This window comes from uncultured Kluyvera sp., assembly GCF_902485085.1.
GTDB classification, from domain to species: domain Bacteria; phylum Pseudomonadota; class Gammaproteobacteria; order Enterobacterales; family Enterobacteriaceae; genus Kluyvera; species Kluyvera ascorbata.
On the sequence record NZ_CABTJS010000076.1, the window covers coordinates 45581 to 63523 of the forward strand.

At 52.8% G+C, this 17943-nt stretch carries 16 protein-coding genes; 10 read left to right on the forward strand and 6 right to left on the reverse strand.

Annotation, left to right across the window (positions count from 1 at the left end; genetic code table 11):
• Positions 1 to 523: 523 nt before the first annotated feature.
• Entirely contained in the window at positions 524 to 1540 is a 1017-nt protein-coding gene (gene galR / locus RDN66_RS08745) for an HTH-type transcriptional regulator GalR (RefSeq protein WP_035893974.1), read from the forward strand.
• On the opposite strand, the gene RDN66_RS08750 is transcribed toward galR, so the two are convergent.
• From RDN66_RS08750 to RDN66_RS08765, 4 genes are read right to left on the reverse strand one after another with little or no spacing between them, the layout of a single operon-like run.
• On the reverse strand, positions 1501 to 1980 hold the full coding sequence (locus RDN66_RS08750; RefSeq protein ID WP_202217235.1) for a GNAT family N-acetyltransferase: 480 nt from the start codon (positions 1978 to 1980) through the stop codon (positions 1501 to 1503). The genes galR and RDN66_RS08750 overlap by 40 nt on opposite strands.
• Positions 1977 to 2750, reverse strand: a complete 774-nt coding sequence (locus tag RDN66_RS08755) for a GntR family transcriptional regulator (protein WP_035893976.1) — start codon at positions 2748 to 2750, stop codon at positions 1977 to 1979. Before RDN66_RS08755 ends, RDN66_RS08750 begins: the two co-directional genes overlap by 4 nt.
• Positions 2751 to 2797: 47 nt before the next feature.
• A complete protein-coding gene (locus tag RDN66_RS08760; protein WP_202217234.1) occupies positions 2798 to 4225 on the reverse strand; it encodes a glycoside hydrolase family 1 protein in 1428 nt (475 codons plus the stop codon).
• A 7-nt stretch (positions 4226 to 4232) separates the two neighbouring features.
• Positions 4233 to 5570 (reverse strand): PTS transporter subunit EIIC, encoded by a 1338-nt coding sequence (locus RDN66_RS08765; RefSeq protein ID WP_308537785.1) that lies wholly within the window; start codon positions 5568 to 5570, stop codon positions 4233 to 4235.
• Positions 5571 to 5872: 302 nt separating this feature from the next.
• Here RDN66_RS08765 and RDN66_RS08770 point away from each other — a divergent pair, with 302 nt between their 5' ends.
• A complete protein-coding gene (locus RDN66_RS08770) occupies positions 5873 to 6883 on the forward strand; it encodes a LacI family DNA-binding transcriptional regulator (RefSeq protein ID WP_035893980.1) in 1011 nt (336 codons plus the stop codon).
• Positions 6884 to 6918: 35 nt separating this feature from the next.
• On the opposite strand, the gene lysA is transcribed toward RDN66_RS08770, so the two are convergent.
• Positions 6919 to 8175 (reverse strand): diaminopimelate decarboxylase, encoded by a 1257-nt coding sequence (gene lysA, locus RDN66_RS08775; protein WP_202217232.1) that lies wholly within the window; start codon positions 8173 to 8175, stop codon positions 6919 to 6921.
• Positions 8176 to 8293: 118 nt separating this feature from the next.
• Between lysA and RDN66_RS08780 the strand changes: the two genes are divergently transcribed.
• Complete coding sequence (locus RDN66_RS08780; RefSeq protein WP_202217231.1) at positions 8294 to 9220, forward strand: LysR family transcriptional regulator; 927 nt, start codon at positions 8294 to 8296, stop codon at positions 9218 to 9220.
• Here the strand turns inward: RDN66_RS08780 and RDN66_RS08785 are convergent.
• Positions 9217 to 9909, reverse strand: coding sequence for an aspartate/glutamate racemase (locus RDN66_RS08785; RefSeq protein ID WP_035893986.1), 693 nt, complete (start codon positions 9907 to 9909; stop codon positions 9217 to 9219). The genes RDN66_RS08780 and RDN66_RS08785 overlap by 4 nt on opposite strands.
• 143 nt (positions 9910 to 10052) lie before the next feature.
• Between RDN66_RS08785 and RDN66_RS08790 the strand changes: the two genes are divergently transcribed.
• From RDN66_RS08790 to RDN66_RS08820, 7 genes are all read left to right on the forward strand, one after another.
• Complete coding sequence (locus RDN66_RS08790) at positions 10053 to 10379, forward strand: cupin domain-containing protein (protein ID WP_202217230.1); 327 nt, start codon at positions 10053 to 10055, stop codon at positions 10377 to 10379.
• Between the two features lie 198 nt (positions 10380 to 10577).
• The gene (locus tag RDN66_RS08795) at positions 10578 to 11486 is read left to right on the forward strand and encodes a hypothetical protein (protein WP_308537786.1); all 909 of its coding nucleotides are present in this window, start codon (positions 10578 to 10580) and stop codon (positions 11484 to 11486) included.
• 67 nt (positions 11487 to 11553) lie between these two features.
• Positions 11554 to 13851 (forward strand): hypothetical protein, encoded by a 2298-nt coding sequence (locus RDN66_RS08800; RefSeq protein ID WP_156105148.1) that lies wholly within the window; start codon positions 11554 to 11556, stop codon positions 13849 to 13851.
• A 12-nt stretch (positions 13852 to 13863) separates the two neighbouring features.
• Entirely contained in the window at positions 13864 to 14505 is a 642-nt protein-coding gene (locus tag RDN66_RS08805; protein ID WP_202217228.1) for an N-acetylmuramidase family protein, read from the forward strand.
• Positions 14506 to 15007: 502 nt separating this feature from the next.
• Positions 15008 to 15898 carry a carbohydrate ABC transporter permease gene (locus RDN66_RS08810; protein WP_035893990.1) on the forward strand — a complete coding sequence of 297 codons (891 nt, stop codon included), beginning with the start codon at positions 15008 to 15010 and terminating at the stop codon, positions 15896 to 15898.
• Positions 15891 to 16793 (forward strand): carbohydrate ABC transporter permease, encoded by a 903-nt coding sequence (locus RDN66_RS08815; protein WP_035893992.1) that lies wholly within the window; start codon positions 15891 to 15893, stop codon positions 16791 to 16793. The genes RDN66_RS08810 and RDN66_RS08815 overlap by 8 nt, the downstream gene beginning before the upstream one ends.
• 12 nt (positions 16794 to 16805) lie before the next feature.
• Positions 16806 to 17933: an ABC transporter ATP-binding protein gene (locus RDN66_RS08820; RefSeq protein WP_115073726.1), complete on the forward strand. Its 1128-nt coding sequence runs from the start codon at positions 16806 to 16808 to the stop codon at positions 17931 to 17933.
• The last annotated feature ends 10 nt before the right edge of the window (positions 17934 to 17943 follow it).

Genomic DNA, 17943 nt, shown 5'->3' on the forward strand with positions numbered 1-17943 from the left:
CAGGTCGGTGTAAGTGATGAAGTACGCAAGGCGTACCATGAAACATTCACCAATCAATACCTCTGGGACTGCTATTGTCGCGCCCTCCACACCCCGCAACCAGCGGAAAAGCGCAAGAGAATGAGCGCAAATGAAACGAGGTATTGCGATTATCGGGAACTGTAACAGGCGGGCGCGAAGCAAAAAAAAACCTGCGCATCTGCGCAGGTTGGTGTAATCAAGTGGTCAACCTTTTGGGGCGACTTCACCTATCAATACCTCTGGGATAATCAGATTAGCAAGTCGCCTAACGCGTTCTCCAGCAGACATTCGCAACAGCATTTCGCAAAGTGTAAGCAAACGTTTGAATTCTCCCGTTTCGTTGCAGGGTTTCGCCCCGCGCGGTGTCACTTTTCCTGGTAATGTCACTTCTGCATCATAATTGTGCAATTCACCACACCGCCATCCTTGAATAGCACGGGGATTTCCGTAACACTGTTGTGGTGTAAGCGTTTACCCTCAGAATTTTTGATTAAGGCATATTATGGCGACAATAAAAGATGTGGCCCGGCTTGCAGGCGTCTCCGTCGCCACCGTATCCCGCGTCATCAACAACTCCCCTAAAGCCAGCGATGCCTCGCGCCAGGCGGTCTCCGCCGCTATGGAAACGCTAAGCTATCATCCCAACGCCAACGCGCGTGCGCTGGCCCAGCAGTCGACCGAAACCGTCGGCCTGGTGGTGGGCGATGTGTCCGATCCCTTTTTCGGCGCCATGGTCAAAGCCGTGGAGCAGGTGGCCTATAACACCGGCAATTTTTTACTGATCGGCAACGGCTATCATAACGAAACCAAAGAACGTCAGGCCATTGAGCAGCTTATCCGCCATCGCTGTGCGGCGCTGGTCGTGCACGCCAAGCTCATCCCCGATGCCGAACTGGCTGATTTAATGAAGCAGATCCCCGGCATGGTACTGATAAACCGCATTCTGCCCGGCTTTGAAAAGCGCTGCGTGGCGCTGGATGACCGTTACGGCGCCTGGCTCGCCACCCGCCATCTGATTCAGCAAGGTCATACCCGCATCGGCTATATTTGCTCGAACCATACGATTTCGGATGCGGAGGATCGTTTACAGGGCTACTACGATGCCCTGAAAGAGAGCGGCCTGCCGTGCAATGAGCGGCTGGTAACCTTCGCTGAACCGGACGAGAGCGGCGGTGAACAGGCAATGACCGAACTGTTAGGCCGCGGCAAGCAGTTTACCGCGGTGGCCTGCTATAACGATTCGATGGCCGCTGGCGCGATGGGCGTGCTCAACGATAACGGTATCGACGTACCGCAGGAAATTTCGCTGATTGGCTTCGATGATGTGTTGGTTTCCCGCTACGTGCGTCCGCGCTTGACCACCATCCGCTACCCGATTGTCACCATGGCCACTCAGGCGGCGGAGCTGGCGCTGGCGCTGGCAGAAAAGCGCCCGCTGCCGGATATCACCCATCTGTTCAGCCCGACGCTGGTGCGCCGTCACTCGGTGAGCTCACCGGCAGAAGACGTTAAGTCGTAGCGATAAAGGTGTACGGTGGTGTCCGGGTAATCCAGGGCATCGCCGATGTACTGCCAACCGAAGCGCTCATAAAAATCCCGGCAAGACGAATAGAGGTGCAGCTGCGTAAACCCCTGCCGTGCGGCATAGGTCATCACGTGGCGCTGAAGCTGACCCGACAGACCACAGCCGCGCGCTTCAGGCGTGACATACAGCGCCGCCATCCACGGCCACAGATCCTGACGGCTAATTAAATCGCAGCGCCATAGGCCTACGGTCCCCACCACTTTCTCATCTTCAACGGCAATAAAGGTAAGCGGCAGTGCGCCAGGGCTCTGGCTGTGTTCGATGATGCTGGCAAAAAAGGCACGTGACAGATTCTCACCACCAAAAGCGTGCCACAGCCAGTCGGTCACCTGACCGGCGAACTGCGGACAGTCGTGCAGCGGCAGGATGGTCACATTACTTTTCCCTGGAAGATAGACACAGATTCAAACAGATAACCGTCAAAATCCGGCGCGTCTTCGTCAGACAGTTCCATCAGGCTATTTTTGACGTTCTCAAGATGTTGCCCCATCGCCTGCCAGGCCCCCATCACATCACGGCGACGCAGCGCGGCCAGGATGGTCTGTCGGTCTCCAAGCCACTTCAGCCGGTAGGTACGGCTAGCAATATGGGCATTGAACTGTTGCCACAGCGGGCTGCTGTCCATCTGGATCCAGACGCGTTCAATAGTCGACAGTAACATTTGGTTTTGCGTGGCTCCCGCCAGCACCAGATGGAATAGGCGGCCGTTGTCCTGGCTGGTATCATTCAGTGCAATAGCCCGTTGTTCTTGCTCGATAATCTGTTTGAGGTTATCGATATCCGCGCGGGTTGCCATCTTCGCGGCGAAGGCGGCAATGTTGCTCTCCAGCAGTTGGCGGGCCTGCAGAATTTCAAACGGGCCAACGTCGCTGCTTAGCATCCGCTCTTCCTCACCGTCGCACTCCTGTGGAATGCGCATCACGTATACGCCGGACCCCTGGCGGATATCCACCGTTCCCTGAAGTTCCAGCATCAACAGCGCTTCACGCACGATGGTGCGGCTGACGCCGTAGGTTTCGGCGATATTGCGTTCTGGCGGCAGGCGCGACCCGACGGGATAGCGGCCCTGCATAATCTGAGCGCGCAAATCATCGCCAATCTCCTGATAGGGTTTCTTTTCCGGCGGAACGGTAGCCTTCTCCACAATATCACCTGTACGTTATGCGAATATCGGCGCTATCTTAGCAAAAATTAGCGCCATTCATCATCGATATCCACCACCAGCTCGCGGCTGTCCCGTAGCTGCCGGAACCAGTTAGCTGAGGCTTTTGGCCGCCGCGCACGGTCGTTATTGAGGTCGATTTCAATCAGCCCATAGCGATTTTTAAAGGCGTTCATCGGCGAGACGTTGTCGGTAAAAGCCCACAGCATATAGCCATGGCAGTTAGCCCCGTCTTCTTTCGCCCGCAGCGTCTGCCACAGATGCTCGCTGATAAAACGGATGCGGTAGTCATCGGCAATCACGCCGTCGGCGTTACGGAACTGACCTTCATTTTCCACGCCCATACCGCTTTCAGCGACAAACCATGGAATATTGCGGTAGTCGTTTTTGATACGCATCGCCATGTCGTAGACAATCTGCGGGTAGATTTCCCAACCGCGCGAGTTGTTCATCTTACGACCCGGCAGTTCAAACGGTTCGTAGTACCAGGCCGGATGGAACGGCGTGTCCGGGTGCCAGGCACGCGAGGGCGCTTTTACCCTGTGCGGGTAATAGAGGTTAATGCCCAGCTCATCGACCGTGTTGTCGCGGATAATCGCCAGCTCATCGGCGTGGTAGTCCCAGGTAACCGCGTGTTTCTCCAGCAGCGTGAAAAGCTCAGCAGGATAAGTACCGTGCACCAGCGAGTCGAGGAATACGCGGTTGTAGAACAGGTCATATACCTCGGCCGCACGCTGGTCGTGAACGGCATGAGAACGCGGATAGGTCACCTCAGGGTTGAGAATGCAGCCAACGGTTCCTGGGTAGCCTTTCTCGCGGAACAGCTTCACCACTTTCGCCGTGGCCAGCACCTTGTGGTGGTTCCACTGCATCCATTTCCCCGTATTTTGTTCATACGGCCAGCGCAGCGCGTCCAGATAGACGCGGGTCTGCACCACAATCGGCTCGTTAAAGGTAAACCAGCGCGTAACCTTGTGGTGATAGCGGGCAAACACCTGCTCAACGTAGCGCACGTAGAGCTCGACCACCTTTTTCGAGCCCCAGCCGCCGTACTGTTCCAGCAGGTAGCCCGGCAGCTCATAGTGCTCAAGACAGATCATCGGCTCGATACCGTTGACCAGCAGTTCATCAAAAAGCTGGTCGTAATAGGCGGCATACTCTTCATCCACCGTGACCGCCTCGTAGTCGGTTAAAAAGCGCGACCAGTTAATCGAGGTACGGTAGTGGGTTAAGCCCGCCAGCTTCATCAACTGCACGTCTTCACGAAAGCGGTTGATAAAATCGGTGGCAACAGCCGGGCCGTAGCCGTTGTGCCAGACGTGGCGATCGTTCTTGTACCAGAGATCGGGCCAGGAATCCTGCCCCGATTTCTTCCCACTCCAGCCTTCCGTTTGCCAGGCCGAAGCGGCAGCCCCGAGAATAAAGTCATCGGGAATGGTCATCCGTTTTATGCTCATAGCATCCTCAAAAGTTTTCGGTAGCCGGTGTTTTTTCCGCCAGGCGCTCGGAAATCTCGGCGCGGCGGGACGCGATTTTGACGAACGGCAGATAGATAAGCACCGCCACCACAATACAAATAAGCTGCGTCACCACCGCGCCCATCGACCCGGCGGTGGAAAGCCAGGCGTTGATCAAAGGCGGTGTCGTCCACGGCACCATCACCACCGCTTTTCCGGCAAAACCGGTGACGGTGGCGAAGTAGCCGATGCTGCCGGTGACCAGCGGGGTAATGATGAACGGAATGGCGAGGATCGGGTTAAGCATGATAGGCATCCCGAAGATCACCGGCTCATTGATGTTAAAGAGCCCAGGGCCAATCGACAGCTTGGCGATCTCTTTCATCTCTTTGCGCTTGGTGGCGATCATCACCGCAATCAACAGTCCGATGGTCAGGCCCGAACCACCGATGCTCATGTACACATCCCAGAACGGCATGGTGATGATATTCGGCACCTCTTTACCCTGCTCAAACGCACTCATGTTGACGGTAATCGCCCCCAGCAGCAGCGGTTCGCGAATGGGTTTGATCATCTGGTTGCCGTGAATCCCAATCACCCAGAAAATCTGCGCCACAAACATCAGCAGCAAGATCCCCGGTAAGCTCTGCATTACCCGCTCCAGCGGCTGCTGCACAACCTGGTACACCGCATCGTACAGGTACATGCCGGTCAACTGATGGAAGATAAAACCGAAGGTGGCGATCGCGGTAACGGTGATGATCGCCGGGATCAGCGCAGAAAACGAGGCGGCGACGTTTGGCGGTACGGTGTCCGGCATTTTGATCTTCAGCCCGTTGCGCGTTTCCAGCCAGCAGTAGATCTCGACGGACAGAATGGCGATGAACATGCCGAGGAACAGGCTGCGGGTATCGGAAAACTGGCGCAGCAGCACATCTTTTACCTCATGCATCTGACCATCAACCATCATCTGTACGGTGGTCGGCGTGACGCAGATAAAGCAGATCACCGCCAGCAGGCCGGGGAACAGGGTCTTTATACCGTTGATGCGCCCCAGCTCGATACCGATAAGAAACACCGCGCCAATGTTGAGAAAGTTCAGCGTCGCATAGTTGATTGCGCCGGTAATTGGCTTAAGTGCCGCCAGGGACGATAGAGACTGGAAGCTGGCAAGGCCGTTTTTTGGATCCAGCACCATGTTGGAGATCAAGACGGAGAAGGCACCGACGATGATCACCGGCATCAGCGTAATAAAGGCGTGTTTGATCGCCATGATATAGCGATAGCTGTTGAATTTCGTGGCGAAACTCCCCAGCGAATCGATCAATTTGTCCTGCAATGCCATAGAAAGTACCTCAAGTTTAAGGGCTTTATCGCGCATTCGGTGTACAGCCAAACACCTTTTGGTATGCCAAAAATAATCATCATCGCTGAAAAGTTCTGTGAGTTAACTCCCAACCTCTAATTTGGTATTCCAAAAACAAAAACAGTAGGGTTATTGGTATACCACATGATTGAGACGCGTTTTTTACGACGATTAACTGCAAAAGCGTGATCGCGATAGGTTTTTTAGCCGCAGTGGAGTTCATATCACCGATGAATGTCTGTGATAAACTGCGGGTCATCACGAAGTCTCAGGGATTAACAATGGCAACAATGCTGGATGTATCAATACGCGCAGGCGTCTCGAAAGCGACAGTTTCTCGCGTGCTGAATGGTACTGGTCAGGTTAAAGAGAGCACCCGTCAGCAGGTGTTCAAAGCAATGGAAGAGTTAGGCTATCGCCCTAACTTTCTGGCGCGTTCATTGGCAAACCGCACCAGCAACAGCATTGGCCTGGTGGTTTCCACCTTTGATGGTTTCTACTTTGGCCGCCTGCTTCAGCAGGCTTCCCGTCAGACGGAAGCGTGGGGCAAACAGCTTATCGTCACCGACGGCCACGATACTCCCGAACGCGAAGAGCAGGCGGTGCAGATGCTGGCCGACCGCCAGTGCGATGCCATCGTCCTCTACACTCGTCATATGAGCGAAAAGGCTATCATGTCGCTGGTGAATAGCACGCCGATGCCGCTGGTCGTCATTAACCGTGACGTCAGCCAGGCACGCGAACGCTGTGTCTTCTTCGAACAACAGGATGCGGCGTTTCAGGCGGTGGAATACCTGATTTCTCAAGGCCATCGGGATATTGCCTGTATCACCGTTCCTATCCATACGCCAACCGGTAAAGCGCGTTTACAGGGCTATCGCCGGGCGCTGGAGCAAAACGGAATTGCGTGGGATCCGGCAAAAGTGAAGCACGGTGATTCCACCATGAACTGCGGCTATGACATGTGCAATGCGCTGTTGAAAGAGAAAGTGACGTTCAGCGCCCTCTTTGCCTGTAACGACGATATGGCGCTCGGCGCGTCAAAAGCGCTGCATCAGGCGGGGCTACGGATCCCGCAGGATATTTCACTGTTTGGTTTTGATGATGCACCTAGCGCGAAGTGGCTGGAGCCGGGGCTTTCTACCGTTTATCTGCCGATCGATAATATGATCGTGACCGCTATCGATCAGGCGATTAAGCTGGCAAGTGGGGAAGAGATCGAAACGATCCCGCCGTTTACCGGCACGCTGGTATTGCGCGATTCAGTGACGACGGGGCCGTTTTACAAATAACATGCCCGATGGCGCTGCACTTATCGGGCATTCCCTCAGATAAGCTCCAGCGCCAGCAGCTCTTCAATCGTCTGACGACGACGAATCAACTTCGCCACGCCATTATCAAACAGCACTTCAGGCAGCAGCGGACGGCTATTGTAGTTCGACGACATTGATGCGCCATACGCGCCGGTATCGTGCAGCACCAGATAATCTCCCGGCACCACCGCAGGCAGCAGGCGCGTTTCCACTTTACCCCCTTCCTGCTGGGTAAAGACGTCGCCCGATTCACACAGCGGGCCCGCCACCACGGTTTCAATCTGCGGCGCGTTTTCCAGCGCACGACCATCGCTCGCCAACGCGGAAATATGATGATAGCTGCCGTACATCGCCGGACGCATCAGATCGTTAAAACCCGCGTCGATAAGCACAAAGTGACGGCTGCCCATCGCCTTCACGCTGCGTACCTGCGCGACCAGCACGCCGGATTCGGCCACCAGGAAACGACCCGGCTCCAGCTCCAGTTTGACCGGGTGTCCCAGGTGTTTAGCAATCTGCTCACGCGCCGCATTCCACAGGCCGAAGTAGTGATCGGTATCAATCGCCTCTTCCCCTTCACGATACGGAATAGATAACCCGCCGCCCGCAGAGATAGCTTCCAGATCCTGACCAAATTCAATCACCTGACGAACCATCGCGCCGCACACCTGCTCCAGGTGACCATAATCCACGCCGGAGCCAATGTGCATGTGAATGCCCACTAGCTTCAGCTGATAACGCTGAATGACCTCAAGCGCCGCGGGGAGATCGCTATACCAGATGCCGTGCTTGCTGTTTTCGCCGCCGGTATTGGTTTTCTGGCTGTGGCCGTGTCCAAAACCTGGGTTCACGCGCAGCCATACGCGATGGCCCGCAGAAATTTGGCCGAGCTGCTCCAGCATATCCACAGAACCGGCGTTGACCGGAATCTGTAGCTCATGCACGCGGGCAAGCGTCGCGTCGTCAATGGTATCGGCGGTAAAAACAATCTCGTCTTTGCCCGCTTCGTAACCCGCCACCAGCGCACGCTCAATTTCCCCTAATGAGACGGAGTCCACCTTCACGCCCTGCTCACGCATCAGACGCAGAATGTGGATATTCGAGCACGCCTTCTGGGCAAATCGCACCACGTCAAACTTGTGCAGCTTGGCAATTTGGGCGCGGATAATCTGCGCGTCGTACACCCATACCGGGCAGCCAAATTCAGCAGGCAGGCGCAGCAGGTTATCAGCGGTGAGGTCGGTTTCGGTATTGTTGAGCGGGCGTGGCATAGCAGACTCCGGTAATCATCTTTTTTATGATTACGCCACAGCCTGAAGCGAATAAAAAATATCGTTTTATCGCGAGTCTATGCAAAAATGATATGGATACTTAACCTGAGAGATGCCCATGCCAGCCGTTAACCTGCGCCATATCGAAATCTTTCACGCCATTATGACGGCGGGAAACCTGACGGAAGCGGCCCGCATGCTGCACACCTCACAGCCAACGGTCAGCCGCGAGTTGGCGCGGTTTGAACAGGTACTGGGGCTTAAGCTGTTCGAACGCAGCCGCGGGCGCCTGCACCCGACCGTTCAAGGGCTACGGCTGTTTGAAGAGGTGCAGCGTTCCTGGTATGGATTAGACAGAATCGTCAGCGCGGCAGAAAGCCTGCGCGAGTTCCGTCAGGGCGAGCTGTCTATTGTTTGCCTGCCGGTCTTTTCGCAATCCTTTTTACCGCCCCTGTTGCAGCCGTTTTTGGCCCGCTATCCGCAGGTCAATATTCAGATAGTGCCGCAGGAGTCGCCGCTACTGGAGGAATGGCTGTCGGCGCAGCGCCATGATTTGGGCATCACTGAGACGACACACACACCCGCTGGCACCGAACGCATACCGCTACTGACGCTGAACGAAGTCTGCGTATTACCACAGGATCACCCGCTGTCAGCGAAAACGGTGCTGACACCTACTGATTTTCAAGGTGAAAACTACATCAGCCTGTCGCGAACCGACAGCTATCGCCAACTACTGGACACGCTGTTTAATGAGCATCAGGTGAAAAGAAGAATGGTCGTGGAAACGCACAGTGCCGCGTCAATATGCGCGATGGTCAAAGCTGGGGTCGGTATTTCAGTGGTCAACCCGCTGACGGCGCTCGACTACATCAACAGCGGCGTAGTCATTCGCCGCTTTAGCATCAACGTCCCGTTTACCGTCAGCCTGATTCGCCCGATGCACCGCCCCCGCTCGGCGTTGGTAGAGGCATTTATGGCTCATCTACAGCAGAGCCTGTCGCACATTACCACGCCGCTTGAGGCGGTACTGAACGCACATTAAGAGAGCATAAACTCAACCGCATCCGCCGCGTGAATCGCGGCGGTATCAAACACCGGCAGCGGGCTAAGTTCAGCCGGAACTAACAGGCCAATCTCGGTACAGCCGAAAATCACCCCTTCCGCGCCCTGACGCGCCAGGGTTTCAATCACGCTCAGGTAATAATCACGTGAAGCGTCGCTGAACTCCCCCAGACACAGTTCATCAAAAATAATCTGGTTAATTTTCTGCCGTGCATCCTGCTCCGGAATCAGCGTGGTAATGCCAAATTCCTGCTGTAAGCGCCCGCGATAGAAATCCTGCTCCATGGTGTAGCGCGTGCCGAGCAGCGCCACGTTGGTCATTTTCTTCTGGCTGATGGCGCGGCCGGTGGCATCAGCGATATGCAGGAACGGCACGTCGCAGGCGGTTTCGATAGCTTCAGCGACTTTGTGCATAGTGTTGGTACAGAGCACAATGCCCTCTGCGCCAGCCTGCTGCAGTCCCACTGCCGCCTGCGCCAGAATATCGCCCGCTTTCTGCCAGTCACCCTGAGACTGACAAAGCTCAATCTCATGGAAATCCACGCTGTGCAGCAAAATTTGCGCCGAATGCAGGCCGCCTAGCTGCTGCTTTATCCCTTCGTTAATCAAGCGATAGTAGGGAATCGTCGATTCCCAGCTCATTCCGCCCAGAAGACCCATCGTTTTCATGTCATTCACCTTGTTTTGCGTCGTGCTCCCAGTGAACCAAAGTTGTGATCAACTTTCCACATCTGCGGCGATAGATTTCTTTTTGTTCGTTTCTGAGATAAATTTAATGAAACAACGTTTCAACATACAAACAGGACCGCCTGATGTTTATTTTTCATAAAGAAACCACCCTTGAAGATCTGGGCAATGGCGTAACCCGCCGCATTCTCGCGCACGATGGCAAAATGATGGCCGTTGAGGTGAACTTTGAGCAGGACGCGATCGGCCCGATGCACAACCACCCGCACGAGCAGCTGACCTATGTGTTATCCGGTGAATTCGAATTCACCATCGGTGACGAAAAGCACGTGGTGGGTGCGGGTGATACGCTGTATAAACAGCCGAACATTATGCACGGCTGCGTTTGCCTGAAAGCCGGTACGCTGCTGGATACCTTTACGCCGATGCGTCAGGATTTCCTTAAAGCATAAATGAATAAAAAAACAGCTGCGCTGATAACATCAGGCGGCTGTTTTTATTATATTTAATACCCTCTATTAATAATTCCTCAAACATTAGTTAATTCCTACGATAGCTAAATAAGAGTCCCATCACAGTTCCTTTCAAATAACTAAGCCTATTCTATAAACGCTCCCAATTAATAGATATTGGAATGAAAAGGAATTTATATGAAAATGCTATCGCTAAGCGATCTGCGTCCCGCAGACGTATTGCTTTTCTCGCCGGAGAAAAAGAGTTTTATTTCATGGGCCATCACTTTCCTGACCGATGCGCCGGTCAGTCATGCTGCCCTTTATTTTAATAGCACTCCGCCAACGATTATTGAAGAAACACCTCCACAGGTTTCTGAAAACCCGGCACAAAAACGTTTTCATGGCCGTACTATCCATGTTTATCGTCACACCAGCACCACGCCTCTCTTGCCCGTAATTGACGCCGCAAGACTGTATCTGAATAATCAGGAACCTTACGACCATGCCGGACTTTACATGGTTGGCCTGCTGTTAATGTATAAGAAATTCTCCATTACCAGCCAGAAACAGCAGGTGATAATCCGGATTCTGAAAAAGCTGACGGCCACCATTTCACACTATATCCAGCAGCATCAGACGCCAGGTAAACAGCCGATGGTGTGCTCGCAGTTCGTCGCTCAATGCTTTGACGACGCAGGCGCCCCATTCCGCCTGCAGTTCCGCCACGCCTCTATGACGGACTCCGCGTTTGGCGAAACGCTGCTTGATAAAGCCATTGACTGGACGAAGCAGCGCCAGCCTATTTTTGGCGAATATGATATGGCCAGCGCGCCGGAAACCGCCAGCGACGAAGCGCTATGCGAAGCATTGCACAATGCTTTTATGGATAATACCAATCCCCCAACCCCTTCAATGACCGAAGCGCTAGCAGAATCTATTTATCAGTTTGCCGAAGCTCACGCCGCGCTAATAAATATTGATACCGCAGCCAAAAATTATCACCCGCTGACTGCACTGCAGTCGAATAATAATATGTTTGTCTCTCCGGGCGATTTAATGCGTACTTGCAATAACTTAGCCCCAGTTGGAATTGTCATAATTTAATTATTATTGGACACATCGCCTATCAGTAGATACTTAACGATTATTTTATTATTCAGGAGTATTAATCATGACTGATGAAACACATCCCGATGATCAACAATCACATATTAGTGAATCAAGCCAACAGGTCACTACCACCAACACGACTATCTCAATAACCGAAACTACCCCAAGGTTAAGTGCAGCGCTGGATAATGCCGAAACGATACCAAGTTTTGCCGATCAGCTTTATGAAAAAATCACCTCAGTCATCGGCGGAAATAACCCCAATCAATTTTTCTGCATGAGCCTTCCCGGTATGCAGATTGATAAAAATCTCTACAGTTACAATATTGAGGAAAATCAACCGAAGCCACCGCTAGTAGAAGCTAACGAATCAAAGCTGGTTAACCGCCTATTTGATGCCTGCACGATGACCGGTTCTGACAATGGTCGTCACCTGCAAACCCAGTATAAAAGCGCGCTGGATATGCTGACACCGCAGCTTAACGGCAAGTTGTTCGACGCAAAATCCAAGCTGCGTAAAGTCCTGATGACTCCCTATCCGTATAATTTTGGCGACGGGTTAACCACCGGCTTCACGCTACAACAGGTCTTCTACCGCCTGTACAGCGAATACGTTGATGCCAAGCAGGCCTGGGCTAAAGTTCAACTAGATAAAAAGGCGGAACTGGAGGCCAGATATCCCGGTGATACGAAGGAAAATAATCGCAGCAAACAAAACGACTATCTCGACTGGTATGAGACCACCGCCGAATCTCAGCTACTGAAGGTACAGGAGAAGCTGGGTAAAGTGCTCAACGTTTTCTCACCGGGCGATATGGAGATTATCACCGGGATCCTCGATAGCGGCTCAGGGCGCGAAATCGCCGAGGCCCGGCAAACGCTGGCCAATGTACAAAAGCTCAACCCCGACGGTGGCTATGTCTACCCGGTCACGCTGTATCCGGAAAACTGGTTCGACCTACTCGATACGTCGTTCACTCCTATCGACCTGTTAGAAAGCCCAGCAGCGCTGGCGCAGCAGCTGTCCGTGCTGTTGGTGCAGCGCAGCAATATCTCCATGACGCTAGACTCGTTCCTAAAAATTCTTCCTGACCAGGCGATACTCGCTAACCTCAAGGAGAAACAGAAGGCGGCAGACGATGCACTTGCTGCGGCCAGGACGGCTCTCGGTGATACCTATAAAAATATCACCAATGACACGCTCAAGCTGGTTGTCGATATTGTCGGTCGATCCAATGAAAAGGATAAAGGGGAAAACACCCTTTCCAGAGTCCCCGGCATCAAGCCTGACGACGCAGGCAAAATCATCGGCGCATTAATAAATAGCGCCAACAAATGCATGGAGGCCCAGGATAACTTAATCGCGGCAGCCCAAAGCGCAACGGACAGCGCGCTGGAGTATTTCCAGCAAAATAACTTGCTCCAGTACAAGCAAATGCTGTTACCGCTGCAAACGCAGCTCGCCCGAACCGAGAACGATATTACCGAAGTACGGCAACATATTGCTCTGGCATCAGTCATGCAGAAGAACATCAAAGCGGAAGGCGCTATTGACAGTGACGTCACGCCAAACGCCGTTCCCGAGCGCTTTACCCAGGTCATTATCCAATCAACGATGGCTTCCGTTGAGCAAAGCTCCAGTAGTGCCAGCTCGGCCTCCGCATCCTCATGTCGTTCATCCTTCTTCTTTGGCGGCTACAGCAGCAGTCGGTCGCACCGGGAGTCTGTGGACAACAGCACAATGAAGTCCCAGGATGTCAAAATTCAGATAGGGATGTCGATTGCGAAGGTTAGCATCAGCCGGGAATGGTTTAACCCCGGCGTATTCCTGCTCACCAAAGATATGTACAACACGTCCAGCAAAAAAATCGCCCCGGACCAAAAAGGTAAGCCGTTCCAGGACGCGCGTTTTAATGCCATGAACGAATGTGTCTTCCCGTGCTTCCCAGTGGCATTTATCATCGCTCGCGACGTCACCATCAAATTTTCATCTAACAATGCAATGTCGAGCAGCTTTGCCCAGAGCGTTGAAGATCACTCCGCAAGCGGCGGTGGCTTCTTTATCTTTGGCGGCAGTTCATCATCATCGTCCAGTTCCGCGCGCAGCAACTCGCGCGCCAGCTCTACGGCCAACAGCGTCACCGTGCGCTTTACCAGCCCGCAAATTCTTGGCTATTACCTGGAGGCGACGCCGCCGGACGAAAGCAGGACCCTCAGCGAAGGACGCAACGCCAACAACGACTACATTTCCATCCTGGATTTTATTAAAAACTTCCAGTCTATGCTCGACGACTACAACAAAACCTATAACCGGGATGCCTTACAAATGCACCTCCCGAGGACCGAAACCAGCGAGTAACGGAGGAATAGCATGATGTTAGATGAAGAATCAGCCTCTCTGGACCACGGGTCTAACCGGGAAAAGATTGGCTGGAAGGAGATTGTCGCTGCCGCCAAACGGCTACAGATCGAGCCCTGTGCGCTACAGGCAGTTTGTACCGTGGAGTCGTCAGGACAGGGTTTTCTCCCTTCCGGAAAGCCAAAGATCTTATTTGAAGGACATATTTTCTGGCGCGAGCTAGCAAAACGTCGCTATCAACCCGAGATTCTGGCAGCCAGTTTTCCCACCATTCTTTATCGGCAATGGACGGCAATGCACTATCTGGGGGGAGAGAAAGAACATGCCCGGCTCGAGACGGCAATGAGCCTCCACCGTGAAGCGGCGCTATGCTCCACGTCATGGGGAGCATTCCAGATCATGGGGTTTAATTTTGCCTTATGCGGATTTCGCTCAGTGGAGGATTTTGTCACGGCGCAAAGCCGCGGTAACCACGAGCAGTTGGAAGCCCTTTGCCAATTAATGGTGGCGAATAATCTTCATCTTTATTTGCAAAATAAAGACTGGGTCAGCTTTGCCAGACGCTACAACGGCCCCGGATACGCACAAAATCACTATGATATAAAAATGGCTAACGCCTATCAGCAATGCCTGAGAATACAGCAAGCAAGCTGATGGAATAATTAATTCGCCCCTACCTGAAGCCTCATCTTTTTAGTTGAGGCTTTATATTTTACATACATATCAAAAGATTAGTTCGTTAATCATTTTAATAGTTAATTATATATTTTTTATACCAACCAGGTCACCAACTTCCATACCAGATCGTCGTAAAACCCCCGCTCTACCGGCAAAAACGCCATCAACATCACTATAATGAAACATCGTTTCGACTCCGATCACACTTTCACCATTAATCGAATGACGCAGAAACAAATCGCAATAAAATAAATTTAAAACGGCGTTTTATAAAAAAGACCTTCTAGAGAGTGAGCTTTTAAAACGCGACAAAAACCAACGACGGAATAGCGCTTAACACACTGAATTATATCTACTTACAGGGAAAGGCTGCATGACTTATAACAAGCTAAGACTTTAACGCCCGGGCGCCAGCAGGCGCAGGGGATGTAACAGACACCCAATCCGTTTGACACACTTGTTCGCCAGGTAGGTATGTATGAATGAAAACAGAATGTTGGGATTGGCCTGGATTTCACCCTATATCATTGGGTTGATAATCTTCACGGCCTTCCCGTTCGTTTCATCTTTCTTCCTCAGTTTTACTGAGTATGACTTGATGAGCCCGCCGGTATTTAACGGCATTGAAAACTATCGCTACATGTTTACAGAAGACACACTCTTCTGGAAATCCATGGGTGTAACGTTCGCCTACGTATTTTTGACCATCCCTTTAAAACTCGCTTTTGCGTTAGGGATTGCGTTTGTTCTTAACTTTAAATTACGCGGTATCGGCTTCTTCCGTACCGCTTATTATATTCCGTCAATCCTCGGTAGCTCCGTGGCTATCGCCGTTTTATGGCGTGCGCTGTTCGCCATCGACGGCCTGCTGAATAGCTTTATCGGCGTACTGGGCTTCGACCCGGTCAACTGGCTGGGCGAGCCTTCACTGGCGCTGATGTCCGTTACCCTGCTGCGCGTATGGCAGTTCGGCTCCGCGATGGTTATTTTCCTGGCGGCCCTGCAAAACGTTCCGCAGTCTCAGTACGAAGCCGCCATGATCGATGGCGCCTCTAAATGGCAGATGTTTATGAAAGTGACCGTGCCGCTGATTACGCCGGTTATCTTCTTCAACTTCATCATGCAGACCACCCAGGCATTCCAGGAGTTCACCGGACCGTACGTCATCACCGGTGGCGGCCCAACCTACTCGACGTATCTGTTCTCGCTGTACATCTATGACACGGCGTTCAAGTACTTCGATATGGGCTATGGCGCTGCGTTGGCATGGGTTCTGTTCCTGGTCGTTGCGGTCTTCGCCGGCATCGCCTTTAAGTCTTCAAAATACTGGGTGTTCTACTCCGCCGATAAGGGAGGCAAAAATGGCTGATATCCAACAAATCTCTGACGCAAGAACCATCGCAGAGCGTGAGGTTGCCCGCACCCTTCGTCGCGAGAAGATCAACGCATGGATTCGCTACACCATCCTGCTGATCGTCGGTCTGTTAATGCTTTACCCGCTGGCGTGGATGTTCTCGGCGTCGTTCAAACCGAACCATGAGATCTTCACCACGCTGAGCCTGTGGCCAGCACATGCCACCTGGGACGGTTTCATTAACGGCTGGAAAACCGGTACCGAGTACACCTTCGGTCATTACATGCTGAACACCTTCAAGTATGTCATTCCTAAGGTGATCCTGACCATTATCTCCTCCACTATCGTGGCGTACGGCTTTGCCCGCTTCGAGATTCCATGGAAGAAATTCTGGTTCGCCACGCTCATCACCACCATGCTGCTGCCGAGCACCGTACTGCTGATTCCTCAGTACCTGATGTTCCGCGAAATGGGCATGCTGAACAGCTACATGCCGCTGTACCTGCCGCTGGCCTTCGCTACGCAAGGGTTCTTCGTCTTCATGCTGATTCAGTTCCTGCGCGGTGTGCCGCGTGACATGGAAGAAGCAGCGCAGATTGACGGCTGTAACTCCATCCAGGTGCTGTGGTACGTGGTCGTACCGATTCTGAAGCCGGCGATTATCTCCGTCGCACTGTTCCAGTTCATGTGGTCTATGAACGACTTTATCGGCCCACTGATCTACGTCTATAGCGTTGATAAGTATCCGATTGCACTGGCACTGAAAATGTCCATCGACGTGACCGAAGGCGCGCCGTGGAACGAAATTCTGGCAATGGCGAGCATCTCCATTCTGCCATCTATCATTGTGTTCTTCCTGGCACAGCGCTACTTCGTACAGGGCGTTACCAGCAGCGGAATTAAAGGTTAAGAGGGATATATCATGGCTGAAGTTATTTTCAACAAACTGGAAAAAGTGTACTCCAACGGCTTCAAAGCGGTACATGGTATCGACCTTTCAATCGCAGAAGGTGAGTTCATGGTTATCGTCGGTCCTTCCGGCTGCGCCAAGTCCACCACCCTGCGTATGCTGGCAGGACTTGAAACCATCAGCGGCGGTGAAGTTCGTATCGGTGAGAAAATCGTCAACAACCTCGCGCCAAAAGAGCGTGGGATTGCGATGGTGTTCCAGAACTACGCGCTCTATCCACACATGACCGTTCGTGAAAACCTGGCGTTCGGCCTGAAGCTTAGCAAGCTGCCGAAAGACCAGATTGAAGCGCAGGTGAATGAAGCAGCGAAAATCCTCGAACTGGAAGAACTGCTGGACCGTCTGCCGCGTCAGCTCTCCGGTGGCCAGGCACAGCGTGTGGCCGTGGGCCGTGCGATTGTGAAAAAACCAGATGTGTTCCTGTTCGATGAACCGCTGTCTAACCTTGACGCCAAGCTGCGTGCATCGATGCGTATCCGTATTTCCGACCTGCACAAGCAGCTCAAAAAATCTGGTAAGCCAGCGACCACCGTCTACGTTACCCACGATCAGACCGAAGCGATGACCATGGGCGACCGTATCTGCGTGATGAAACTGGGTCACATCATGCAGGTGGACACCCCGGACAATCTGTACCACAAACCGAAAAACATGTTCGTCGCGGGCTTTATCGGCGCGCCGGAAATGAACATCCGCTCCTGCAAGCTGGTGAACAAAGACGGCACCTTAAACCTGGCGATTGGCGATGAGTTCATGGCGCTCAGCGAAGGGCTGAACCAGAAGCTCGCCGGTCACGACAACGAAGAGGTGTTCTACGGTATTCGCCCTGAATTCGTCTCGCTGTCCGACGAGCCGTTTGCCGAAGGCGGCTGCAGCGGTGAAATGGTTCGCGTGGAAAACATGGGCCACGAGTTCTTCGTTTACCTGAAAGTCGCGAACTACGAGCTGACAGCGCGAATCCCTTCGGATGAAGCTAAGCCAATGATTGATAAGGGGCTTCATCGCAAGGTGTACTTCAAGTTTGATATGAATAAATGCCATATTTTTGATGCTAAAACTGAACAGAACCTCTCCCTTTAATCTGGAGTAT